This window comes from Zwartia sp., assembly GCF_049655405.1.
GTDB lineage: Bacteria > Pseudomonadota > Gammaproteobacteria > Burkholderiales > Burkholderiaceae_B > Zwartia.
This window is the reverse complement of the sequence record NZ_JBASJR010000011.1, coordinates 77,319-100,140: the sequence shown is the minus strand read 5'-3', so window position 1 is coordinate 100,140 and position 22,822 is coordinate 77,319. Positions and strand designations below refer to the sequence as shown.

Below are 22,822 nucleotides of genomic sequence, written 5' to 3'. Positions count from 1 at the left end.
CTTATTAATAATCAATTTTTCAAGAACTTTACTGCAATTTCCGTAAAGCAGGCACTTTCAGAATGATCAGCAGCATGAGCGCGGCGGCGCAGACGCCGTAGGCACCGAGGGCAATCTGGACGCCGAAGCTTTCAGCAACCGCACCGGCAAAGAGGTTGCCAAAGGGGAGGCTGATGACAACACCCGTACGCAGTCCCATGACGCGGCCGCGCATTTCGGGGGCGGTGTTACTCAGGATCAAGGTTGCGATCAGCGTCCACGTGATGGCTTGGGCGAGACCTGCAAAAAACACAATGCCGAGCGACAGGTAGTAGGAGTCTGACAAAGAAAATAAAAACAAAGTAGCGGGCCAGAGCAAGCCGCCTATGACCACAAACAAACCACGGCGTTTGAAGTTACCCAGCGAGACGACGAGCAATCCTGCTGTCAAGGCACCGAGTCCTGCCGTGGCGGTGAGCATGCCATAGCCCGTGGGGCCAGCATCCAGTACATAGCGGGAAAAGAGCGGCAGAAACGAATACCGATAGGGCGCTACAAAAAAGTTGAGCATGAAGGCAATCAGCAGCAGCACAAAGACCGTTTGATGGCTCCACGCATATTGAAAGCCCGCCACCAGGCTTTTAAGAGGGGGCTCGTGCTTGCGGGGCGGTGCTTGCTCAATAGGATGTTTTGCATTTTTAAGACGTAGCAGCGCACCGAGATCCAAGACATAGATGAGTGCGATCAGCGCATAGGCACCGCTCATCCCAAAAGCGGGGATGAGAAGTCCTCCAAAGGCGGGTCCGATGACGACAGTCATTTCGGTCGCGACGGCATTCATCGCCACGGCGTTGGTCAGGTCGTCTTTACCCACCAGATCGGGAATAAAGGCTTGGCGGGTAGGATGATCGAGTGCCCACGTGAGGCTGCTGATGAGTGACAGGACAATGAGATGGCCGATGTTCAAGGTGTCGGTCAGCAATAGCACCAGCATGGTGAGTGTCACGCCACTGCTGATTAGGGAGGCCATGATCAGGAGCTTGCGACGATCCATGCGGTCGGCCAGCACGCCCATCATGGGGGCTAGGAGATAGCCGGCCATCTTGCAGCCTGTGACGATACCGACCATCAAGGGTGAGTCCGTCAATACAAGCGTGAGCCAACCCACGACAACAAGATCTGCCCACCGCGCTGTCGAAGACAGCAAGGTGGCGATCCAGAGCATCCGAAAATTGCGGTGGCGCAGCGCGCCGGCTTTGAACATTAAAAAAGTGAACCTTGTGATTCTTTAAACATCGATGATCGCGCCTTTGCGTTCGACAATCATGCCGTAGGCGTGCGGTTCTCTATGCTTGGCAAAGTTAAATACCGAGTTTTTGTAAGACAAGGTCAGATCCAGATCACAACGGGCAATGGCCAGCTCGTCGCCAAGCGTGCTGCATGCACCCACGATCTCGCCGGAGGGGGCGACGATGATGGAGTTGCCGATTTGATCCACGCCTTCTTCGCATCCACCTTTGCCCACGCCCACGACCCACGTACCGTTTTGATAGGCACCGGCTTGCATGACCAGCTCGTTGTGAAAGTGCGAGAGGTTGTCGTGCTCAGGGGCAGGAGGATTATGGACGGGCGTGTTGTAGCCGATCAAAATCATCTCAACACCCTGCAGGCCCATGACGCGATAGGTTTCTGGCCAGCGACGGTCGTTGCAGACCGCCATGCCGATAATCCCGCCAAAGGCGCGAAACACGGGAAAGCCGAGATTGCCGGTTTCAAAATAACGTTTTTCAAGATGCTGAAATTGACGCCAGGGTTCGTGTTCGGCATGACCGGGCAAATGGATTTTGCGGTATTTGCCGACGATGCTGCCAGTCTGATCGACCAGAATCGAAGTGTTGAAGCGACGTGTGCGTCCCTCTTCTTCGGTGAGTTCGGCATATCCCAGATAAAACCCGACTTTGAGTTTGCGTGCGGCATCAAACAGCGCCTGCGTTTCTGGGCCGGGCATTTGTGCTTCAAAGTAAGCATCCAGTTCAGTTTGTGACTCAATGAACCACCGCGGGAAAAAGGTGGTGAGTGCCAGCTCTGGAAACACCACGAGGTCGCAGCCGTGGCGCGCACCTTGTTCAAGCAGGGTGATCAGGCGCGTCACCATTTCTTTGCGGGTGTGTGTGCGTTGAATGGGGCCGAGCTGCGCTGCGCCGACGGTCACGATGCGGGTCATGGGGGTGGACTCCTATTGGGCAAGTTCAGTAAGGGTGGCAAGCAGAACATTGGCTCCGGCGATGAGATCGGCGGGCTCAGTATGCTCAGCCGGGTTGTGGCTGATGCCCCCAACACTGGGGACAAAAATCATGGAAGTTGGACAAATACGCGCCATCATTTGCGCATCGTGTCCGGCACCTGAGGTCATGCGCTGATGTGAAAGCCCCAAGGACTCTGCATGGTGGGCGATGCGATCGGTCAGTGCCGCATCAAAGATCACCGGTTCAAAGCGTGCGAGGCGACGATAGGTGATTGTGACGCCCTCGGACTCGGAGAGTGACTGCAGGAAATCCTTGAGCGCTTGCTCGGCTTGTTGCAGCAAGAGCTCGTCGGTATTGCGCAAGTCGACGGTGATCGTGGCGCGCGCGGCGATCACGTTGATGAGGTTGGGTGTTAACACCACGTGACCGACGGTGCCGACTTGATTGCCGCCCATTTTGCGGGTGAGCTCACGCACAAAGGTGGAGACTGCACTTGCGGCATAGCCTGCGTCGTGGCGCAGGCGCATGGGTGTGGTTCCCGCGTGGTTGGACTGGCCGACGATGGTGAGCTCTTGCCAGGAGATGCCTTGAAGATTTTCAACGGCGCCAATCTTGATGCCATCCGCATCGAGCAGAGGGCCTTGTTCAATGTGCAGCTCTACAAACGCGTGGGGCTTGTGCATGCCCAGTGGCGCGGTACCGTGATAACCGATGCGTTTGAGTTCGTCACCTAAGATCGCGCCATCAATTGCTTTGACGGCTAAGGCCTCGTCGAGGGGCATGCCACCTACGTAGACAAGGGAGCCCAGCATGTCGGGCGCGAAACGAGCGCCTTCTTCGTTGGTAAAGATGCCAACGACGATTGAGCGTTCTGTGGTGACCTGAGCATCGTTGAGCGTGGCGACGACTTCGAGACCCGCCAGTACGCCGTAATTACCATCGTAAGCGCCACCGGTCCGTACGGTATCGGTGTGAGAGCCTGTCATCACTGGGGCGAGCTCGGGACGCATGCCTGCGCGTATGCCAAAAATATTCCCGATGGGATCGACGCAAACCGACATGCCGAGCTCTTTCATCCAGCCTACGACCAGATCTCGTCCCGCTTTGTCTTCGTCTGTCAGAGCAAGACGACAACACGCATTGGTTTCTGTGCGACCGATGTCGGCAAGAGTTTCAAGTTGAGCTAATAGACGTGGGCCGTTAATGTACATATGTGATGCCAATATTTGTTCAAGTGACGATGCCAGAGAATCGGTAGGAAACTGGTTGAATCACTCAGCCAAAACCTCTTGGGCTGTCTTGCCCACCACTTCTTTGTAGATCGTGGGGTCGGTGTCGCCTTCGCTGCCAATTAAGAGCACGCGAGAGTTGGCGTCTAAGCCGAGTGCATCCCAAAGGGGGGCATTGCCTTGGGCTGCCATCAGTAATCCCAAACCTGTACTGCCTGTCTCACCGGAGACAATTTTTGGATCATTTCCAATTGGATTGGCAAACACGCGCATGCCTTCGAGTGCAAACTCATCCGCGATCGTGGCATAGCAATTAATACCGTTTTTCAAAATATCCCAAGCGACAGGCGAGACCTCTCCGCAGGCCAGTCCAGCCATGACGGTGTCCAGGTCGCCCGTGACAACGACTGGGTGACCGACTTGGCCGCTTTGAAAGAAACAATCCGCGCGTTCGGGTTCGATGATGACGAACTGAGGACGTTTAGCGCCCCAAGCTTGCCAGAAGGTTGCGCAGACCGAGGCCGCGAGTGCGCCGACACCGGCTTGCACCAGTACATGTGTGGGTGGGTTGTCACGCAATTCGTTGACGATTTCTCGTGACATCACGCCATAACCGTGCATGACGTCTATCGGAATGTCGCGATAGCCTTCGTAAGTTGTGTCGGAGACAACCGTCCAGCCATGCTCGGCGGCTTGTTGCGCGGCATGATGCACGGAGTCGTCATAATTACCTTGTACGCGAATGACCTCGGCACCATAAAACGCGATGGCGGCACGACGACCTTCACTGACCGTGGCGTGAATATAGATGACGCAACGACAGCCAAACAGCTGCGCGCCCCAGGCGACTGAGCGGCCATGGTTGCCATCCGTTGCACAGGTGACAGTCATCTTGGAAATGATGTCAGCATATTTGCCGGACAATATTTCCTCTGGTGAGGCGAGGTGGCCATTATGTTGGGCGGCGATGTTTTTCTGAATCAGGCGAAATACCGCATAAGCGCCGCCGAGCGCTTTAAAGCTTTTTAAGCCAAAGCGCGTGCTTTCGTCTTTGTAGTAGAGTGCTGCGATACCGAGCTTTTTAGCCAGCGCGGGCAGAGTGTGCAGGGCAGTACTGGCATAGCCGGGCCAGCCCGAAATTTCTTTTTCAGCGGCATCAAAGCCGAGCGTATGCAGAATAGTCGCTCTGAATTGCCCATAAGCGTCGTTGTCCACACTGGCAACAGGGTTGTTGTAGAGCGCGACGCCATTGCCTTTCAAAATCGGGGCTTTCATTGTGAACCTGCCTAAAAGTTATTAATGTTTGGTGCTGTTTTGCCTAGATGACGTATAAATCTACATCAATGAAGCAAAATCCATCATTCCTAGAATAGACGATCTCTTCAATTTTTTCTGAATGGTGCAAAGCAGTATGATCATCAGCATTCATACAGTGGTATAAAAACCTTTGTTAGCAATACCATTCGCTATTTGATCCCTCATTTAGCTTTGCAATCGAGCAACTTATGACCTATTCACCTACCGTCCAAAAAACCATCAGCCTGTTAGAAACACTTGTCGGCTTCGACACCACCAGCCGTGAGTCCAATCTAGGCTTGATTGAATACGTGCGCGATCATTTGCAGTCTTTAGGGTTGTCGGTGCGTCTCTCCTATGATGCGGACAAACGCAAGGCTAACTTGTTTGCGACGTTTGGCGATCCTAAGGCGAGAGGCATTGTGCTGTGCGGCCACACTGATGTGGTGCCCGTGGATGGCCAAGCGTGGAATACCAACCCCTTCAAAGCCCACATCGCGGATGGCAAGATTTATGGTCGCGGCGCGGTCGACATGAAGGGCTATATCGCGGCCTCCATGGCGATGTTGCCTGCGTTCATGAATAGCGACTTAAAACAGCCTTTGCATATCGGCCTGACCTACGACGAAGAGGTGGGTTGTATTGGTGTGCAGACCTTGATTAAAGATTTGGCCGAGGCGGGCATCCATCCTGCCGGTTGTTTTGTGGGCGAACCGACTCGTATGCAGGTGATGACAGGGCACAAGGGAATGCGCGTGACGCGTTGCCGTGTGCGTGGTCTGGAGGCGCATTCCTCGATGGCGCCGGATGCCGTTAGCGCGATCGAATATGCCGCCCGTCTGGTAGAAAAAATCCGCGGTATGGCGTTGCAGATTCAGAAGGAAGGCCCGTTTGATCCGATGTTCAAGACCCCGCACGGCACAATGCAGACGGGTGTGATTCACGGTGGCACTGCACCTAACATCGTGGCCAAGGATTGCGAGTTCATTTTCGATTGCCGCACCTTGCCACAAGGGAATTCCGACGAGTTGATTCGTCAGGTCCAAGAGTATGCCGAGACGCTTAAAGTCGAAATGCGCAAGATTTCAGCCGAGGCAGACATCACGTTTGAAACGATTTCCAACTCAGCACCGTTAGCGACTGACAAGGAAGCGGCGATTACTTATCTGGGAACCAGCCTCGCGCGTAACAACATGCTCGGTCGTGTGTCGTTTGCTACCGATGCGGGATGGTTAAACCGAGCAGGCATCCCTTGCGTGGTGATTGGCCCAGGCGACATCGACGTCGCTCACAAGCCAAACGAGTACATCGAGATTAGTCAGCTCGAAGAGTGTCTGGGCTTTATGGACCGTCTGCGCGAGCGCATGACGCAGGAAATTTTGCTGGCCTGAGTCCCAGCCTATCGCTAGGGTGGTCTCAACGCCCGTGTTCAGTCAGACTGAGCACGGGTTTTTTTATGCTACGGCTCGGCGCAGTACCTGACCTGCACGCGCACCGGTTGAGGCACCATTTCTCCAGCTGGCCACGCCGTTGACGTAGACACGCTGAATGCCGGCAGCGGGTCGCATTGGGTCGGCAAACGTCGCCAAGTCGCGCACCTCTTGTGGATCGAACACGACGATGTCCGCCGCATAGCCAGGCGAGATCAGGCCGCGGTCTTTGAGGCCGAATTTGGCGGCGGGCATGCCCGTCATTTTGTAGACCGCAGTCTCTAGAGAAAAGATTTTGCGATCGCGGGAGTAGTGACCCAGCACGCGAGGAAAGGCGCCCCACAGGCGAGGGTGCGGAAAGGTGTCATGAGGCAAGCCATCAGAACCGATCATGGTCTCAGGGTGCGCCATGATGCGCTCGACGTCGCCTTCGTCCATCGAAAAATAAATCGCGCCGGCGGGTTGCAGCGTGGCCAGAAACTCGGTGAGCTCCAGACTCTGCTCTTTCATAAGGTCGTCGACATAGCGACCGGCTGTTTCTGGCTTGGCTTTTGACCAAGCGATCAGAGTACGCGCGGCTTGTTCAACCGCGTCTTGACGCAAAACAGTCGAAGAAGCGATGTAGGGATAGCAATCCATGCACACATCGCCGCGTGTACGGGCTTCATCGATCAGTGCCAGTGTTTCGGTCGAACGACCATGGTTGGCGCGACCGTTGACCTTGTGATGAGAGATCACCTGACGCACACCCAGTGCGTTGGCGATGGACATGGCTTCAGTCATGGCTTCGAGCACATTTTCCGCTTCGTTACGGATATGCGAAGCGATCAGGGCGTTGGTGCCGCGCAGGGGCTCGAACACTGCTTGAATTTCCTGCGCAGTCGCAGCCTGTGCCGGAGCGTAATAAAGACCGGTCGAGACACCGACAACTCCTGCATCAAGCGCCTCCTGGACGAGTTGTTGCATTTTTGCGATTTCAGCGTCGTTGGCCGGGCGCTCCAAGTCCTGCATGGTGACCGCGCGCAAGGTAGTGTGACCCGCCAACGAGGCGACATTAATCGCAGAGGGAGTTTTCTCCAGCGCTTGAAAATATTCTTTGAACGATTCGTAGCGCTGGGCGGATGCATCGGCGACTAGATTTAACGGAGGCACCGGATTGGTGCGTCCAAGTGGCGCCAAACTGATGCCACAGTTACCGGTAATCACGGTCGTTGCGCCCTGACTTACCTTGGGTTGCATCGAGGGGTCGGCCAGCACCAAACGATCGTCGTGCGTGTGGACGTCGATAAATCCCGGGGAAATTGTTAAGCCATCCACATCCACGACGGTACTGGCTTGGACTTGGAGGTTGAGTCCGACCGCGCTGATCCGGCCGTTGCTAATCGCCACATCCGCGCGATATCGGGGATTACCCGAACCATCAATGACGACGCCATTCTTGAGGAGGAGATCACATTTCATAAGGGATAACTGGAGTGTTGTAAGTCGCACCATTATGGTACAAGTTCGTCAGTTATTCATTAAGTAATTTGTGGATATACGAATTCTTAGTTGTTGGTCTGAAGATTGGTCTAAAGCCAATTACCCCATATGGCACGGTAATTGCTTTCAGAGATATTGCACGTTTCTATTTATCTGGAGTCTTATATGAATCTAAATCGACGTGATTTACTGAAGGGCGCAGCTGGCTTGGGTTTGGCTGCGACAGGCATGGTTGGCGCACCTGCGTTTTCTCAATCATCTTCGCGCATTCTGAAATTTGTTCCTCAGTCCAACTTGGCGAACTTTGACCCAATTTGGGGCACGCAGTATGTGGTGCGTAACGGCGCCCAGCTGGTGTGGGACACACTTTATGGCATGGACAACAAACTGCAACCCCAGCGCCAGATGATTGAGAGCGAGGAGGTCTCCAGCGATGGATTGACCTGGACGTTCAAGCTGCGTCCCGGCATGAAATTCCATGACGGCGAGCTTGTGCGCGCTGTGGACGCTGTGGCCAGTATCAACCGCTGGTCACAACGTGACCCAATGGGTTTGATGATTCGTGCCGTTCAAAAAGAACTTTCGGTGGTGAACGACTCAACCTTTAAGTGGGTCCTCTCGAAACCCTTTCCAAAGATGCTTTTGGCACTGGGCAAGGTCGGTACGCCGATTTGCTTCATCATGCCAGAGCGCTTTGCCAAGACCGATCCTTTCAAACAAATCGATGACTACATCGGTTCGGGTCCAATGAAATTCTCGCGCAAAGAGTTCAAGCCAGGCGCTTTGGCTGTGTTTGAGCGTTTTGATGGCTACAACTCACGCAAAGAGCCAGGCAATTGGATGGCCGGTGGCAAGCAGATCAATTTCGACCGTATCGAATGGATCATCATGCCTGACCCCGCGACAGCCTCGGCTGCATTGCAGAGTGGCGAAGTCGATTGGTGGGAAACACCTCTGCCAGATCTGGTTCCATTGCTCAAGCGCAATAAGAATATCGCTCTCGATATCGCTGATCCGCTCGGCAACGTCGGTTCGTTCCGTATGAATCACTTGCATGCTCCTTTTGACAATCCAAAGGTCCGTCGCGCAGTTCAAATGGCGGTGAGCCAAGAAGATTACATGCGTGCAGTGGTGGGTTCGGACACTAAGCTCTGGAAAAACTCTGCTAGCTTCTTTACCCCAGGTACATCTCTGTATACCGAGAATGGCGGTGACGTGCTCAAGAACGGTCCTAAGATGGAACTCGCGAAAAAGATGTTGGCCGAATCCGGCTACAAGGGCGAGCCTGTTGTCTGTCTGGTTGCACAAGACAACGCCATCACCAAAGGTCAGGGCGAAATTACGGCTGACTTGCTCAAGCGGTTGGGCATGAACGTCGACTTCGTTGCAACCGACTGGGGTACTGTTGGTCAGCGTCGTGCCTCCAAGAATGAGCCTAGTAAAGGCGGTTGGGGCATGTTCCATACTTGGCACGCTGGTGCAGATACAGCGACTATCGCCGGTAACATTGGCGTACGTGCGAATGGCGACAAGGCTTGGTTTGGTTGGCCGAACGTGCCTGCTGTCGAAAAGGGTGTTGATGAGTGGTTCGATGCATCGACTCTTGATGCTGAGAAAGCATCTTTCGCCAAGATCAATAAGTCTGCGATGGAAGAAGTGGTCTACATTCCTACGGGCTTCTTTTATACCTATCAAGCTTGGCGCAAGAACGTCACCGGTATCGTCGGTGGCCCATTGCCCTGGTTTAACGGTGTGAAGAAAACCTAACTCTGGTTTGAGTCGATCACAGGTCGATACGCGTGCTCAGTTTGCTTGCGTATCGACCCCGTTGATCTGCTGTAGTTTTGGATTCAACCTAGTAGCACGGAAGTCTCAACACTATGTTTAGTTATATTGTTCGCAGGGTATTGGCGACCATACCGGTCATGCTAATCGTCGCCCTGTTTGTGTTCAGCCTGCTCTATATCGCCCCAGGCGATCCGGCTGTCGTGATTGCTGGCGATCAAGCCAGTCCGGCAGACGTTGAAAAAATCAGAGCGGGTTTGGGTCTGGACAGGCCTTTTCTGGTCCGTTTCTCCGAGTGGTTTTTTAATCTCCTACGTGGTGACCTCGGTGTCTCCATGTTTACGAACATCCCGGTCAGCGAGCTGATTGCTCAGCGGATCGAACCGACATTGTCGTTGATGGTCTTGACGCTGGTGCTGGCAATTGGGATCGCCGTGCCTATCGGTGTGTTGGCCGCTTGGAAAGCCGGTACATGGATCGATCGTGGCGTGATGGCGATTTCGGTGGTCGGATTTTCCGTCCCCGTGTTCGTGGTCGGCTATTTGCTGAGCTTTTTCTTTTCACTCGAGCTCGACTGGTTTCCGGTGCAGGGTTATGTGTCTTACACCAAGGGCTTTGGTGTCTGGCTCGAACATTTGATCTTGCCCGCGATTGCGTTGGGCTTTGTGTACATCGCACTGATCGCCCGAATCACGCGCGCCACTATGCTCGAAGTGTTGTCACAGGATTACATCCGGACCGCTCGCGCCAAGGGCATGAGTCAGCCGGGTATTTTGTTTATTCACGCACTCAAGAATGCCGCTGTGCCCGTAGTCACTGTGATTGGTATTGGTATCGCTTTACTGATCGGCGGTGCGGTGGTGACAGAAAGTGTATTTGCGATTCCCGGTTTGGGACGTTTGACTATCGATGCGATTGTGCGCCGCGACTATCCGCTTATTCAGGGCTTGGTCGTTGTGTTCAGCTTTGTTTATGTGTTGGTCAACCTCGCGGTCGACATAATCTACACAATCGTTGATCCCAGGATTCGTTACTGATGACTCAATTTGCTGCTGCTCCCCCACTACCGGATTTGCTCAAACCCCGACGCCAGCGTAAAGGCTTCTTTGGTTTCTTGCTCAATAATCCGACGATCGCTTTTGGTGCAGGCTTATTGCTTGTGATGTTGATTATTGCGGTGTTTGCTCCTTGGCTCGGTACGGTTGATCCGACTGAGCTGGCGCCGCGTAATCGTAACCTTGAACCCTCCGCCAAGCACTGGTTTGGTACCGACGCATTTGGACGCGATATTTACTCGCGTGTCATGTACGGCGCCCGCGTATCGCTGACCATTGGTTTTGCTGTGGCCTTTCTGGCTTCGGCGATCGGCCTGTTAATCGGTTTGATCTCAGGAACGTTCCGCCGCGCAGATGCCATCATCATGCGCGTGATGGACGGACTGATGTCGATTCCTCCGATCCTCTTGGCGATTGCATTGATGGCACTGACACGTGCGAGCGTGGAAAACGTGGTCATCGCGATTACGATCGCCGAGATTCCGCGTGTGTCGCGTCTGGTGCGAGGCGTGGTGTTGTCGCTCAGAGAGCAAGCGTATGTCGATGCCGCGATTTCCTGCGGTTGCCGCATGCCGATGCTGATCTGGCGTCACATCCTGCCAAACACCTTGGCACCTCTGACTGTACAGGCGACCTATATTTGCGCTTCTGCGATGATCACCGAGTCCATCCTGTCGTTTATCGGCGCGGGTGTGCCTCCCATCATTCCTTCATGGGGCAACATCATGGCCGATGGCCGTACGTTGTTCCAGATCTTGCCGTACATCATCTTTTTCCCAGCGGTTTTCTTGTCGCTCACCGTGCTGGCTGTCAACCTGATGGGTGACGGTTTCCGTGACGTGCTCGATCCTCGCAAGTCGAAAACAAGCTGATTGGAGATATCTCTTGGCCTTATTAGAAGTTGAAAACCTTCAGACGCACTTTCGTACACCAGACGGTATCAACCGTGCGGTAGATGGCGTGAGCTTTGTCGTAAACGAGGGCGAGACACTCGCCATCGTGGGCGAATCCGGTTGCGGTAAATCCGTGACAGCGATGTCGATTTTGCGTTTGATTCCTGAGCCTCCCGGAAAGATTGCCGGTTCGATCAAATTTATGGGCAAGGACTTGCTCAAAATGTCGGACAAAGAAATGCGCGCCATTCGTGGTGATGCGATTTCGATGATTTTTCAGGAGCCGATGACCAGTCTGAATCCCGTACTCAAGATTCGACGTCAATTGACCGAGACACTGCGTCTGCATCAGAAAATTACTGATGAGCAAGCCAATGCGCGTGCCCTCGAGCTGATGAATCTCGTCGGGATCGCCGAGCCCGAGCGTCGTTTGGACGAGTATCCCCACCAGCTGTCAGGCGGTATGCGTCAGCGCGTGATGATTGCGATGGCGCTTGCCTGTAATCCGAAACTTTTGATTGCAGATGAACCCACGACCGCACTGGACGTGACGATTCAGGCGCAGATTCTGGATTTGATGGCGGATCTTAAAAATAAGATCGGTGCTGCGATTGTTTTGATCACACACGATCTGGGTGTGGTCGCCGAAGTTGCCGAACGCGTGATGGTGATGTATGCCGGTCGCAAAGTCGAAGAAGCACCCGTCAAGGAGTTGTTTGCCAACCCTTTGCATCCCTACACTCAGGGCTTGTTGGGTGCAGTGCCAAAGCTGGGTGCTTCGATCGAAGGTCATTCAACGCGTTTGAAAGAGATCCCGGGTTTGGTTCCGAGTCTTAAAAATAAGATTCAAGGTTGCGTCTTTGCTTCCCGTTGTCCTTTGGCTAAAGGACCATGTCATGAGATTGCCCCCGCGATGCAAATGAGAGAGGGCGGCCATCAAGTCGCCTGTCATTTTGCTGGTGAAGTGGCTTTTGCCAATGACTAAGTTTGCTCTTGACTCACACGAATTAGGTTAACCGAATGTCTACGTCCGCTACAGTGCCCTTGCTTGAAGTCCGTCAGATTCAAAAATTCTTTCCGATTAAAACCGGTTTGCTGAGTAAGGTCACGGGTCACGTTCACGCCGTCGATGGCGTGTCTTTTTCCATTGAAAAAGGCGAGACGCTCGCCTTGGTGGGTGAGTCTGGCTGTGGTAAGTCCACCGTCGGTCGCTCGATTTTGCGTTTGTTCGAGCTGACCTCTGGCGAGGTGATCCTCGACGGTACGCGTATCGATAATCTCTCCGCCAGTGCCTTGCGTCCGCTGCGCAAACGTATCCAGGTGATTTTTCAGGATCCATTCTCCAGCCTGAACCCACGCATGCGCGTGCACGATATCATTGCCGAGCCGATCCGTAACTTTGGGCTTGAAAGCGACGAAGCCAAAATCAAAGAGCGTGTGGCGTATCTGCTGGACAAGGTGCGCCTGTCTAAAGATGCCGGCGAGCGTTGGCCCCATGAGTTTTCAGGTGGTCAGCGCCAGCGTATCTGTATCGCGCGGGCCTTGGCTGCTGAGCCTGAACTGATCATTTGCGACGAAGCCGTTTCGGCACTCGACGTGTCAGTCAAAGCTCAGATCGTGAACCTGTTGCAGGACCTGCAAAAAGAACTCGGCTTGGCCTTGCTGTTTATTAGCCATGACTTGGCGATCGTGGAACACATGACGCATCGCGTGGCCGTGATGTATCTCGGTCGTATTGTTGAGTTGGCGACCCGCACAGAGTTGTTTTCCGATCCCAAGCATCCTTATACGTCGGCGCTGCTGTCTGCTGTCCCCGTGCCCGATCCGGAAAAAAAGACGACCCGTATCGTGTTGCAAGGCGATGTGCCGAGCCCTGTCAAGCGTCCAAGTGGTTGCCATTTCCATACGCGCTGCCCCGAGGCGATCGACATCTGCAAAACCAAAGAGCCTAAGCAAACCATCCTGCCCTCCGGGCGCATGGTGGCCTGTCATTTGCGAGAGGTTTAAGCAGTAACAATTGCGTAACTAAAAAGACGCTTAACAGGCACAATTCCTTATAGAATTTTGGCAAACTCTCTTCCATCATTATGGGATGGAAAAACGCGTGCTTACCCTCGAATTGGCAGTTGAACAAAATACTAAGCTCCTCGAACGATTGGAGCGCAGAGTAGGCGATTTGAGTCTGTCCGTGAACGATTTGCGTGTCGAAATGTTGCAAGGACATACTGAGCTTCGAAAGGAAGTCGGACAACACCTCGCTGAGCTTCATAAATCGTTTGATCGTAAATTTCTTTGGCTTTTCACTTCCTATTGTGCGGGTTTGCTAACCGTCCTAGGCTTTTTAGGAAAGTACTTGGTTGATCAGCTCATTAAATAAAATGGTTCAAAGAAAGTTTCTGTGTGACTAAGTTATCATCAAATGATTAAGTTTATCTGTTACAGATTTTCATTCAGGAATTAAAAATGACCCAGCCCTTGGCCATTATTTTTGGCGGTTCGCGCGGTATTGGTGCGGCTTGCGTCGAGGCTCTCGCGCGCGAGGGTTTTCGTGTGGCCTTTACCTATGTGACCAAGCCAGACGAGGCACGGGCGTTGGAAAAAGCGGGGCAGATCAAGGCCTATGCCGCAGACGTTCGAGATCCTTCTGCTGTGAAAAAAGTGTTTGACGAGGCTGCCCGAGACTTTGGCACACGTCCCCAAGTCGTCGTGGCCAACGCCGGCATCAATAAACCCTATTTGCCGATCGGCCAGTTCAGCCACGACAATTTCCGTGAGCTGATGGAGGTCAACGTGTTTGGTACGTTTAACGTGCTGACCGAAGCCGCCCGTGAAGTGCTCGACGGTGGCACGATCATCGGGATCACGACCTCGATGGTACGGAATGCCGTGCCGGGTGGTGGTGCTTATACGGCGACCAAAGCGGCGGTTGAGGGACTGTTGCGCTCCATGGCCAAGGAACTTGCTGTGCGTGGGGTGCGCGTCAATGCGGTGGCCCCTGGCGCGGTCGATACTGACCTGTTTCATTCAGGTAAAACAGACGAAGCCAAGCAGCGCGCGGCGGCTGCAAGTCCGTTTAACCGAATCGGACTGCCGCATGAGGTGGGTGATGTAGTGGCCTATCTGGCTTCGAGTCGCGCCTCCTGGATCCACGGTCAGATCATTCAGCCGAATGGTGGCTTGATTTAGTTCGTCATCATAAGAAGCCAAACTAGTCGAAGTTTGGCTTCTTTACTTTTTGCTACATCTTGCCTGGCAGCCATGTCACGATTTGTGGGAACACCATCAATAAGACTGTGAACAGGATGATGATGATGGCATAGGGTAGTGCTCCCCACATCACATCGCTGATCGTACCCGAGTCTGAACGAATTCCGTGAACAACAAATAAATTCATGCCAACGGGTGGTGTGATGAGTCCAAGTTCGCACATCAAGATGACAAAGATTCCGAACCAGATTGGATCAATTCCGAGTGCGATCGCAATCGGATATGTGACAGGAATGGTCGCCACCATCATGGACAACACATCCATGAACATACCCAGCAGCAGATAAAACACAATCAAGCCCAGAATCAGTCCTGCAGGGGACAGCCCAAGGCTAGTGACCCACTTTGTCATGACCTCAGCGACACCGGTCAGACTGATGGTGAGATTTAAGATAAAGGCTGCCGCGATGATCAGCAGGATCATGCCGGAGACACGGGCTGTGGAAATAAAGCAGCCACGTAAAAGCGGCCAGCTTAAACGACCTGACTTTACGACAAAAAAGAGAACGGTCGTGACGCCTAGCGCGGCGCTTTCAGTCGCAGTCGCAATGCCAAAATACAAGCTACCCATCACGACACCAAAGACGATCAATGGAGCAATGAGGTGCTGAGAAACGATGAGTTTATCTTTGAAGCTGACTTTTTCTTCACGTAAGTCGTTACCACTCAGGATGCTAGTGATGGCGATGTAAAGCATGAAAGACGCCGTCAATAACAGCCCAGGAATAATACCTGCGACAAATAGTTTTCCAATGGAGTTGTTGGTCAGTGAGCCATAGATGATCATGTTGACACTGGGTGGAATCAAAATGCCGAGTGTGCCACCTGCAGCGATTGACCCAAGTGATGGGCGAATCGGATAGCCACGTTTCATCAACGAGGGGAGTGCTACCGTGGAAATCGTCGCGGCGGTCGCGACCGAAGAGCCTGAGGTTGCCGCAAATAAGGCACAGCTGCCAATATTGGTATGCAACAGACCACCAGGCAGGCGACCAAACCAGGCTGAGAGTGCGAGATACATACGATCAGCAATGCCGGAGCGCAGGAGTAACTCACCTAATAGGACAAAAAGAGGAATGGAGGTTAATAGATTTTCATTCTGGACGCCCCAAAGAACAGGTGCGATCGAATTCATAAAGGGCAAACCGTACACGGCAATGCCACCGACGATGCCGACAAGCGCCATTGAGACTGCGATGGGAATGCCGGCAATCATCATGAAAACCATGACTAAAAACGCAAGTGTGATTAGGGTGGGATTCATACTTTCTTCACGATCTCGTCAAGGTTAGAACGTTGCGCCAAATCATCGAGCTCTTCTTTGAGCTCTTCCTTTGCACTTTTAGGTTGGAATTCACGAATGAGCTCTTTTTCCTTTCCAGTAAACAAGAGATACGTTGCCCAGGCAGCAAAACACACGGAGACAATGGCAAACATCACCAGGCCCGCATACCAAAGCGATTGGGGATAAATGAGGGGCGTGGCCCACGGGGTTTGTGCCGTACTGCCATAGGTCACTGAGTCGAGTAAAACTTGTATGGCGACCCAGCACAAAAATACTGCAAATGCTGCCAGACTGAAGGCTGAAAGCCAGTTCATGACGGCTTTCAGCCAGTCTGGATAATGTTGATGCAACACATCCACACGAATGTGATTGCGTCCGAACACGGCTAGACTAAAAGAGATGGTTGACCCAATGGCCAAGGCATAACCTCCTAGTTCATCTACGCCCTGTAGGGAAACATTAAATAACTTTCGTACGATCGTCTCGACGGTGACGAGCGCGACGAGTGTCATAAAGATGGTTCCAAACAGAATGCCTAGAATATTTTCAAGCCGTGTTTTCATGATGTTGCCTTAACTTATTTCACACCGACAATCGGTCCAACTGTTTTTTTCCAGTCCGCAGAACAGGTTGGATTGGTTTTGTCGCAGACAGGTGCCCAAGCCGGAAAGGACACTTTGTCGATGGCTGTGGCGACAAGCTTCAAGTCAGCTTTTGAGACTGGCACAGTTTTGACTTTGAATTTCTTGCCAGTGGTGCAGGGATCAGAGCCTTCGTTGCAACGCAATGCGTCATCGGAAAGTTCTTTCGAATATTTCCAGATGTCATTGGTCAGCTCGGTAAAGGCTGCTTGCAACTTGACTTGCTGGTCGGGTGTCATGCGGTTCCATGTTTTGAGTGAAATCGCATAGCCGTTCATGCTCATCTGAAAGCCAAGTGGAAATTGATGTGTCACGATCTCGGTCCAGGCCGCAGAGTTGGCCGAGCTGGGTCCGGTCACAGCACAGTCAAGCACACCAAGGGATAACGCCTGATGCACTTCACTAAATGCCATTGGGACTGGTGTGGCACCCACTAATTCTAAAAACTTGGCCATGCTCTGGTCGGCAACGCGGATTTTCATGCCTTTTACATCGGACAGTTGCGTAATCGGCTTTTTACAGAAAATCATTTGCGGGCCAAAGGGCCAGTGACCAAGCAACTTAATGCCAAATTGTTTTTGTAAACGGGCATCCAGAGTGGGTAACCAAGCGTCGACCACTTTACGGCTCTTTTCATAGTCGGGGCTGCCGCCCACCAAGTCCATACCGATGAGGGCGGGCTCGTCACGCGAGTTTTGTGAAAAACGCAGTGAAACCATATCAAACAAACCGGCTTTCATGATGCGCAATTGTTCGGTGTCCTTGATGCCAAGTGTGTCGAGTGGTTTGTATTCGACAGTAATCGGCAGACCTGTTTTAGCCGCAAGTTGCTCAAAGAAAGGTTGTTCACGATTCTTTTGAATATTGCCTGTCGCTAAAGGTTGGCCAATCACCTTAAGCGTGATGTTTTGCGCCTGAACGACAGGAGCGGATAGCATCAGGGCACCGAGTGCCAAAGGTGCCAGATAAGGGGCGAGATAGCGCTTAATTGAGGACATCAGAAGCTCCGGAGTGAATAGAAATGATTGTCAGTAACCCATGGATCGAGGTAGGGTCGTGACAATGGCGGGGAAAAACATACAAAGGAAAAGGACTGCATACATCAAGGCTACAAAGGGCCAGATATTGGCAACGAGCTCGCGCATGCGAACACCTGTGACACCACATACAACAAACAGGACCACACCGACTGGTGGCGTCAACATTCCTATCACGAGATTCAGGACGAACAAAAATCCAAAGTGAAGAGGATCAATGCCGTATTGAAGGGCGATTGGATGAAGGAGTGGCACAAGCATGATGTAGGCTGAGTTGGACTCCAGAAACATGCCAACCACAAAGAGCAATAAGGCCACAAGAATCAGGTAAACAAGCGGGTCTTTCGTCAGCGCAAACAGCAACTGAGAAAGTTTTTGAGGCATCAAATCCACAGTCATTAAATAAGTAATGACTGAGGCAAATGCGATGAGAGCGCCTACTACGGCCGTTGTGATGGCCGCACGCACCAAAATGCGCGGTAGATCACTAAGCTTGAGTGTGCGGGTAATGAAAAAGCCAAGGATTAGGGCGTAGACAACAGATATCGCTGAGCCCTCAGTGGCAGTAAATGCTCCTCCGATGATTCCGCCAATAATAATGAGAGGCATCAACAAAACGATTGCAGAGCGGCGAAGTTCGATGAAGAGTCTTTTGAATTGAAACGGTTCGCCGGTAGTGCTCCAACCGCGTTTAGTGGTGATCCAGCTGCACAGCAGCATAAAACCAACGGTGATTAACAAGCCTGGCACCACGCCTGCCATGAACATACCGCCGACTGAGACGGAGGGGCCAGCCATGAAGGCATAGACAATCATGGCCGCAGATGGTGGAATAATCGGGCCGAGGTTGGCCGCCGCTGCGACAATCGCTGTGGCGAAGCCCTTATCATAGATTTTGGAAAGCGAGGGCACCAAAATCGCGGACAACGCACTTGCGTCAGACACTGCGGTACCTGAAACCGTCGCCAGGCCTGCGCCCGACAACATGGTGACATGGGCTAGGCCACCGCGAACGCGTCCCACTAAAGCGTTTGCAAAAGAAATGAGACGTTCGATGATCCCGGCTTTAATCATCAACTCGCCCGACAGCATAAAAAATGGAATCGCCATCAAGGGGAAAGAGTTGACCGAGTACATCATGCGCTGAGGAATGATGGAAATATCGATGCCTGACAGCCAAATCGCGACGATTGCGCTCAGGCCCATTGCAAAAGCGATGGGGAGGCCCATTAAGGCGATGAGCATAAAGCCAATAACCACTAAGGTACTCATTCTGCGTCACCTGATTGTTTGTGCATCTCGCCAGTGATGGCGATACGCGCCATATGCAAACCCGTACACAGCATCCCGAGTCCGACAGCGACAAAAAAGTAGGCCACGCTGATATCAATCGTTGCCATTTGTTCGTCCCATTGGTCTTTACACAACTCAATGCATGACCAGGCGATTGCAAAAGAAAGTGCGGCACATAATGCCGCAGAGGTTCTCTGGATGAGGCGTTGGTGTTCGGTTGAGAATTTGTCTACAAACAGATTGATGCCGATGTGCGCGCCTTGTGACGCCGCCAGCGGAATCGCCAGAAATACGACCCACACAAAGGCGAGTCGGCCGGACTCTTCGGCCCAGTCAATCGATACGTTAAAGCCGTAGCGCATGACCACTTGTGCGGAGACAATGCCGACCATGAAGATAAATATCAGGACAACTGCCCAAATCAAGATCAGATCTAAACCGCGAAAACACTTACCCAACGGGGTTGAGGTGTCGTAGGTGGCTGGGATTGAATTCATCATTGGGCAGTCCAGAGCGTAAAAGGATTACTTGGATGTTTCGGCAATTACTTGATTGACCAAGTCGGCACCTGCGCGTTTTTTGACGCTTTCAATGACAGGGGCAGTGAGTTTGCGCATTTGCTCAAACGTCTCTGGTGGAATTTCCGTATAGGTCATTTTTGCTTTGAGATTGTTCAGGGCTTTGAGATCGTTTTCTGCCGCCAGACTGCGCTGATAAGCGACCGTCTTGGTCATGGCTTCACGGACAGCCTTTTGATTGGCAGGACTCATCTTGTCAAACACGCGCTTGCTGGCGACGACGACGATGAAGTCAAAGAAATGCGAGGAGTTCGACAGATACTTTTGCACCTCGGAGTAGCGGTTGGCATCGATCACGGTGTAGGGATTTTCCTGACCATCGACGACTTTCTGCTCGAGTGCGGAGTAGAGCTCTTTGACATCCATCGCGACTGGGTTTGCGCCCAGTGCCCGGAAAGAGGCCAAGTGCGTCTCGTTAGGTTGCATGCGGATTTTCATGCCCTTGAGATCGTCGACTGTTTTGATTGGGCCTTTACTATTGGTGATGTTGCGCATCCCGAGTTCCATCCATCCGAGCACAACAAAGCCTTTGTCCAGCAACTTTTGATCGATTGCCTTGCCGACGGGGCCATCAATGACTCGGTAGGCCGATTCACGATTTTTAAATACAAACGGCAAGCTTACGGCTTCGATTTCAGGCGCGATACGCGACATGAAAGAAGCACCTACCCAGGTCATACCCAGTGTGCCGGCGCGCACGCCATCGACGTTTTCCTTGGCGCCACCCAGCTGCATCGCTGGAAATACATCCACTTGCAGTTTGTTGTCAGTCAGGCGCGCGAGCTCATCTTTAAATACTTTATCGACGGCAACACTACTGGGGTGCGAGGTGGCAAAGTTGCCCGCGATCTGCAGTTTGTCTTGCGCGTGGGCCTGCAAGCAGGTTGCCGCTAGGAGTAGTGTGCCAATTGCAGTACTGAGGAGGGTGCGTGGTGTTCTCTGGTTCATGATGCGTCCTTTTGAGGGGTTAAATGCGTTGATGACCATTCGCGAGCAGTGTCGCGATTGACTGAGGGAGTCCTGCATTGGGTTTGAGCGGTGGCGGCGCAAAGCTACCCGCGCGAGTTTGTCCGGCATTGAGGCGAATCAAAGACTCCGCATGTCTGACGGCGCTTGAGACACCATCCACGACAGGGACCGGGAGCTGGCCGGCTAAGCTGCGGGCCAGTCCAGCCAGCGGAGCGCCCGCCAAAATAATCACATCCGCACCGTCTTCGCTGACACACAGGTTGGCGGCCGCCATCAGACTGGCTGCTTTGTCTTGTTGAACGGAGCCGATGTTCGGGAGGGGTTCTTCGAGGCTGCGAATGCTGACTAGCCGGTCGCTTAAGCCATAGGCGTCAACGGTCTCGGCATACCACGCCTTGATGCGCTTTGAAATCGCGACGATGGAGATTTTGTTGCCGAGCAGGAAGGCGCTTGCTAGTGCGGCTTGGGTCAAGCCCACGACTGGGCAGGGCAGCACTTCCTTGAGACCTTGTAAGCCGGGATCACCAAAGGCGGCAACGATGACAGCATCGTATTGACCTGCGTGATCACCGGCCAGTTGGGCGGCTGCGTAAGCGCCGATCATGGCTTCGAAGCGGGTCTCGATATAGGCGACACCAAAGGCAGCGGTGACCGTCTGGATCTGAGTATCAGGACTAGCCGTGCGCTTGGCCTCGGTATCAATCAGCTCTGAGACGCTCTGAGAAATGTTTGGATTGATGAGCAGGATCCGCATCTGAATCTCCTAGCGACCTGTTGTCATCAAGGTGGGTTTGCCGCAGGACAAAAACTGTCCTTTCCCCAGACGAGGGATGAAATGCTGACCATCCCAGACGATCTCACCTCGACTCAAGGTCATCGCAGGCCAAGCTTTGAGTTCAATCCCTTCGTAGGGCGTGTAATCGACCGCATGGTGCAATGCACTGTTTTGAATCGTGACAGGCTTTTCATCCCAGATCACCAGGTCTGCGTGCGAGCCTGGGGCGATGGTGCCCTTGAGGGGGTGCAGTCCGTAAGCTTTGGCGGGATTGGTCGAGGTCAACTCGACAAACTTGGTCAGCGAAATGCGACCGCCCAGCACACCCTCTGAATACAACAGGGGCATACGCGTCTCCAGTCCTGGGATGCCATTTGGAATATGTCTGAAGGCCACTTCTTGACCCCCCGGCTTTTTGCCCTCGGGGCTTTCGTAGCTAAACGGCGCATGATCCGAGGAAAACACCGAGAACAAGCCATCGCTCAAGGCGTTCCAGATGACTTCCTGATTTTTCCGATCTCTTGGCGGCGGGCTGCAAATGCATTTTGCGCCTAGGTAGCTGTTATCAATACCCAGATCTTCAGCTGTGAGGAATAGATACTGAGGGCATGTTTCAGCAAAAATTTGTAAGCCATGGCTGCGTGCCCAACGAATTTGTTCGACAGCCTCGCGACCCGACACATGGACGATCAGAATAGGGACGTCCACCAGCTCGGAGAGCGCAATCGCACGGTGCGTGGCTTCACGCTCGACCAGCATAGGTCTGGAATGCGCATGAAAGCGCGGGGCCGTCTGGCCAGCGGCCTCAAGTCTTCGGGTCAGCCATTCGATACAGTCGGCATTTTCCGCATGAATCATCGCCATCGCGCCGTGTTGCTTGGCGACCGACAGCACATCGAGGATCTGCCCGTCATTGAGCTTGAGATCGTCATAGGTCATGTAGATCTTGAAGGACGTATAACCCTCGGCGATCAGTGCGGGTAGCTCTTCATTGAGAACGGTGGGCGTTGGGTCACTCACAATCAGGTGAAAGGTGTAATCCACATGGGCACGACCATCCGAGCGCTGGTGATAGTCTTTGACTGCGTCACGTAGGGACTGTCCTTTTGCCTGGGCGGCAAAAGGAATGACGGTCGTGGTGCCACCACAAGCGGCTGAACGCGTGCCGGTCTCAAAGTTGTCGACCATTTTCATGGGAGCTGGCATGGGTTGATCCAGATGGCAGTGCGCATCCACCCCACCCGGGGTGACCACGCGACCTGCTGCATCAATCGTTTTGTGTGCGTCCGGCAAATGACTGCCCAGCATGACAATCGTGCCATCCTTGATGCCGATATCGGCCGTAAACACATCGGAGGCCGTAGCGACTTTTGCGTTCTTGATGACTAAGTCGAGGGTGTTACTCATGTCAAACGTGCTCCAAATTCATTGCGTTCTGTGCAAATTGCCCCAAAGTGGGGCAGTAGATTGTCAACATTAGTGCATACATCACACCATAGTGCGCTGTCATACATTCCCTCTATAGAAGGATCATTGTTGTCTCTTCTGGCACATCACTTGCTTGTGTAGTCTCTAGCAAGAC

General features: G+C 53.0%; 21 protein-coding genes. 8 read left to right on the top strand and 13 right to left on the bottom strand.

Annotated elements, in window-relative coordinates:
* Positions 1 to 28: 28 nt before the first annotated feature.
* From WBJ47_RS08275 to WBJ47_RS08260, 4 genes are read right to left on the bottom strand one after another with little or no spacing between them, the layout of a single operon-like run.
* Positions 29 to 1,243 carry an MFS transporter gene (locus tag WBJ47_RS08275; RefSeq protein WP_422244203.1) on the bottom strand — a complete coding sequence of 405 codons (1,215 nt, stop codon included), beginning with the start codon at positions 1,241 to 1,243 and terminating at the stop codon, positions 29 to 31.
* Positions 1,244 to 1,267: 24 nt separating this feature from the next.
* On the bottom strand, positions 1,268 to 2,203 hold the full coding sequence (locus WBJ47_RS08270) for an N-carbamoyl-D-amino-acid hydrolase (protein ID WP_422244204.1): 936 nt from the start codon (positions 2,201 to 2,203) through the stop codon (positions 1,268 to 1,270).
* A gap of 12 nt (positions 2,204 to 2,215) precedes the next feature.
* On the bottom strand, positions 2,216 to 3,436 hold the full coding sequence (locus tag WBJ47_RS08265) for a Zn-dependent hydrolase (protein WP_422244205.1): 1,221 nt from the start codon (positions 3,434 to 3,436) through the stop codon (positions 2,216 to 2,218).
* A 60-nt stretch (positions 3,437 to 3,496) separates the two neighbouring features.
* Positions 3,497 to 4,729 carry a diaminopropionate ammonia-lyase gene (locus tag WBJ47_RS08260; protein ID WP_422244206.1) on the bottom strand — a complete coding sequence of 411 codons (1,233 nt, stop codon included), beginning with the start codon at positions 4,727 to 4,729 and terminating at the stop codon, positions 3,497 to 3,499.
* A 230-nt stretch (positions 4,730 to 4,959) separates the two neighbouring features.
* Here WBJ47_RS08260 and argE point away from each other — a divergent pair, with 230 nt between their 5' ends.
* Positions 4,960 to 6,141 carry an acetylornithine deacetylase gene (argE, locus tag WBJ47_RS08255; RefSeq protein WP_422244207.1) on the top strand — a complete coding sequence of 394 codons (1,182 nt, stop codon included), beginning with the start codon at positions 4,960 to 4,962 and terminating at the stop codon, positions 6,139 to 6,141.
* A 63-nt stretch (positions 6,142 to 6,204) separates the two neighbouring features.
* On the opposite strand, the gene WBJ47_RS08250 is transcribed toward argE, so the two are convergent.
* Positions 6,205 to 7,641: an N-acyl-D-amino-acid deacylase family protein gene (locus WBJ47_RS08250; RefSeq protein WP_422244208.1), complete on the bottom strand. Its 1,437-nt coding sequence runs from the start codon at positions 7,639 to 7,641 to the stop codon at positions 6,205 to 6,207.
* A gap of 186 nt (positions 7,642 to 7,827) precedes the next feature.
* Here WBJ47_RS08250 and WBJ47_RS08245 point away from each other — a divergent pair, with 186 nt between their 5' ends.
* From WBJ47_RS08245 to WBJ47_RS08215, 7 genes are all read left to right on the top strand, one after another.
* Entirely contained in the window at positions 7,828 to 9,429 is a 1,602-nt protein-coding gene (locus tag WBJ47_RS08245; protein WP_422244209.1) for an ABC transporter substrate-binding protein, read from the top strand.
* Between the two features lie 113 nt (positions 9,430 to 9,542).
* Positions 9,543 to 10,484, top strand: a complete 942-nt coding sequence (locus tag WBJ47_RS08240) for an ABC transporter permease (protein WP_422244210.1) — start codon at positions 9,543 to 9,545, stop codon at positions 10,482 to 10,484.
* Complete coding sequence (locus WBJ47_RS08235; RefSeq protein ID WP_422244211.1) at positions 10,484 to 11,374, top strand: ABC transporter permease; 891 nt, start codon at positions 10,484 to 10,486, stop codon at positions 11,372 to 11,374. The genes WBJ47_RS08240 and WBJ47_RS08235 overlap by 1 nt, the downstream gene beginning before the upstream one ends.
* 13 nt (positions 11,375 to 11,387) lie before the next feature.
* Complete coding sequence (locus WBJ47_RS08230) at positions 11,388 to 12,380, top strand: ABC transporter ATP-binding protein (RefSeq protein WP_422244212.1); 993 nt, start codon at positions 11,388 to 11,390, stop codon at positions 12,378 to 12,380.
* A gap of 35 nt (positions 12,381 to 12,415) precedes the next feature.
* Entirely contained in the window at positions 12,416 to 13,402 is a 987-nt protein-coding gene (locus WBJ47_RS08225) for an ABC transporter ATP-binding protein (protein ID WP_422244213.1), read from the top strand.
* A 97-nt stretch (positions 13,403 to 13,499) separates the two neighbouring features.
* A complete protein-coding gene (locus WBJ47_RS08220; RefSeq protein WP_422244214.1) occupies positions 13,500 to 13,772 on the top strand; it encodes a hypothetical protein in 273 nt (90 codons plus the stop codon).
* Positions 13,773 to 13,858: 86 nt separating this feature from the next.
* Positions 13,859 to 14,581 carry an SDR family oxidoreductase gene (locus tag WBJ47_RS08215; protein ID WP_422244215.1) on the top strand — a complete coding sequence of 241 codons (723 nt, stop codon included), beginning with the start codon at positions 13,859 to 13,861 and terminating at the stop codon, positions 14,579 to 14,581.
* 52 nt (positions 14,582 to 14,633) lie between these two features.
* Here the strand turns inward: WBJ47_RS08215 and WBJ47_RS08210 are convergent, their stop codons facing one another.
* From WBJ47_RS08210 to hydA, 8 genes are read right to left on the bottom strand one after another with little or no spacing between them, the layout of a single operon-like run.
* Positions 14,634 to 15,926 carry a TRAP transporter large permease gene (locus WBJ47_RS08210; RefSeq protein ID WP_422244216.1) on the bottom strand — a complete coding sequence of 431 codons (1,293 nt, stop codon included), beginning with the start codon at positions 15,924 to 15,926 and terminating at the stop codon, positions 14,634 to 14,636.
* A complete protein-coding gene (locus WBJ47_RS08205) occupies positions 15,923 to 16,510 on the bottom strand; it encodes a TRAP transporter small permease subunit (RefSeq protein WP_422244217.1) in 588 nt (195 codons plus the stop codon). Before WBJ47_RS08205 ends, WBJ47_RS08210 begins: the two co-directional genes overlap by 4 nt.
* A 14-nt stretch (positions 16,511 to 16,524) precedes the next feature.
* Positions 16,525 to 17,586: a TRAP transporter substrate-binding protein gene (locus WBJ47_RS08200; protein ID WP_422244218.1), complete on the bottom strand. Its 1,062-nt coding sequence runs from the start codon at positions 17,584 to 17,586 to the stop codon at positions 16,525 to 16,527.
* A 30-nt stretch (positions 17,587 to 17,616) separates the two neighbouring features.
* A complete protein-coding gene (locus tag WBJ47_RS08195) occupies positions 17,617 to 18,897 on the bottom strand; it encodes a TRAP transporter large permease (protein ID WP_422244219.1) in 1,281 nt (426 codons plus the stop codon).
* Positions 18,894 to 19,418 carry a TRAP transporter small permease gene (locus WBJ47_RS08190; protein ID WP_422244220.1) on the bottom strand — a complete coding sequence of 175 codons (525 nt, stop codon included), beginning with the start codon at positions 19,416 to 19,418 and terminating at the stop codon, positions 18,894 to 18,896. Before WBJ47_RS08190 ends, WBJ47_RS08195 begins: the two co-directional genes overlap by 4 nt.
* Before the next feature lie 24 nt (positions 19,419 to 19,442).
* On the bottom strand, positions 19,443 to 20,444 hold the full coding sequence (locus WBJ47_RS08185) for a TRAP transporter substrate-binding protein (protein WP_422244221.1): 1,002 nt from the start codon (positions 20,442 to 20,444) through the stop codon (positions 19,443 to 19,445).
* 19 nt (positions 20,445 to 20,463) lie between these two features.
* Complete coding sequence (locus tag WBJ47_RS08180) at positions 20,464 to 21,219, bottom strand: aspartate/glutamate racemase family protein (protein ID WP_422244222.1); 756 nt, start codon at positions 21,217 to 21,219, stop codon at positions 20,464 to 20,466.
* A 9-nt stretch (positions 21,220 to 21,228) separates the two neighbouring features.
* A complete protein-coding gene (gene hydA / locus WBJ47_RS08175) occupies positions 21,229 to 22,647 on the bottom strand; it encodes a dihydropyrimidinase (RefSeq protein ID WP_422244223.1) in 1,419 nt (472 codons plus the stop codon).
* Positions 22,648 to 22,822 lie beyond the last annotated feature (175 nt).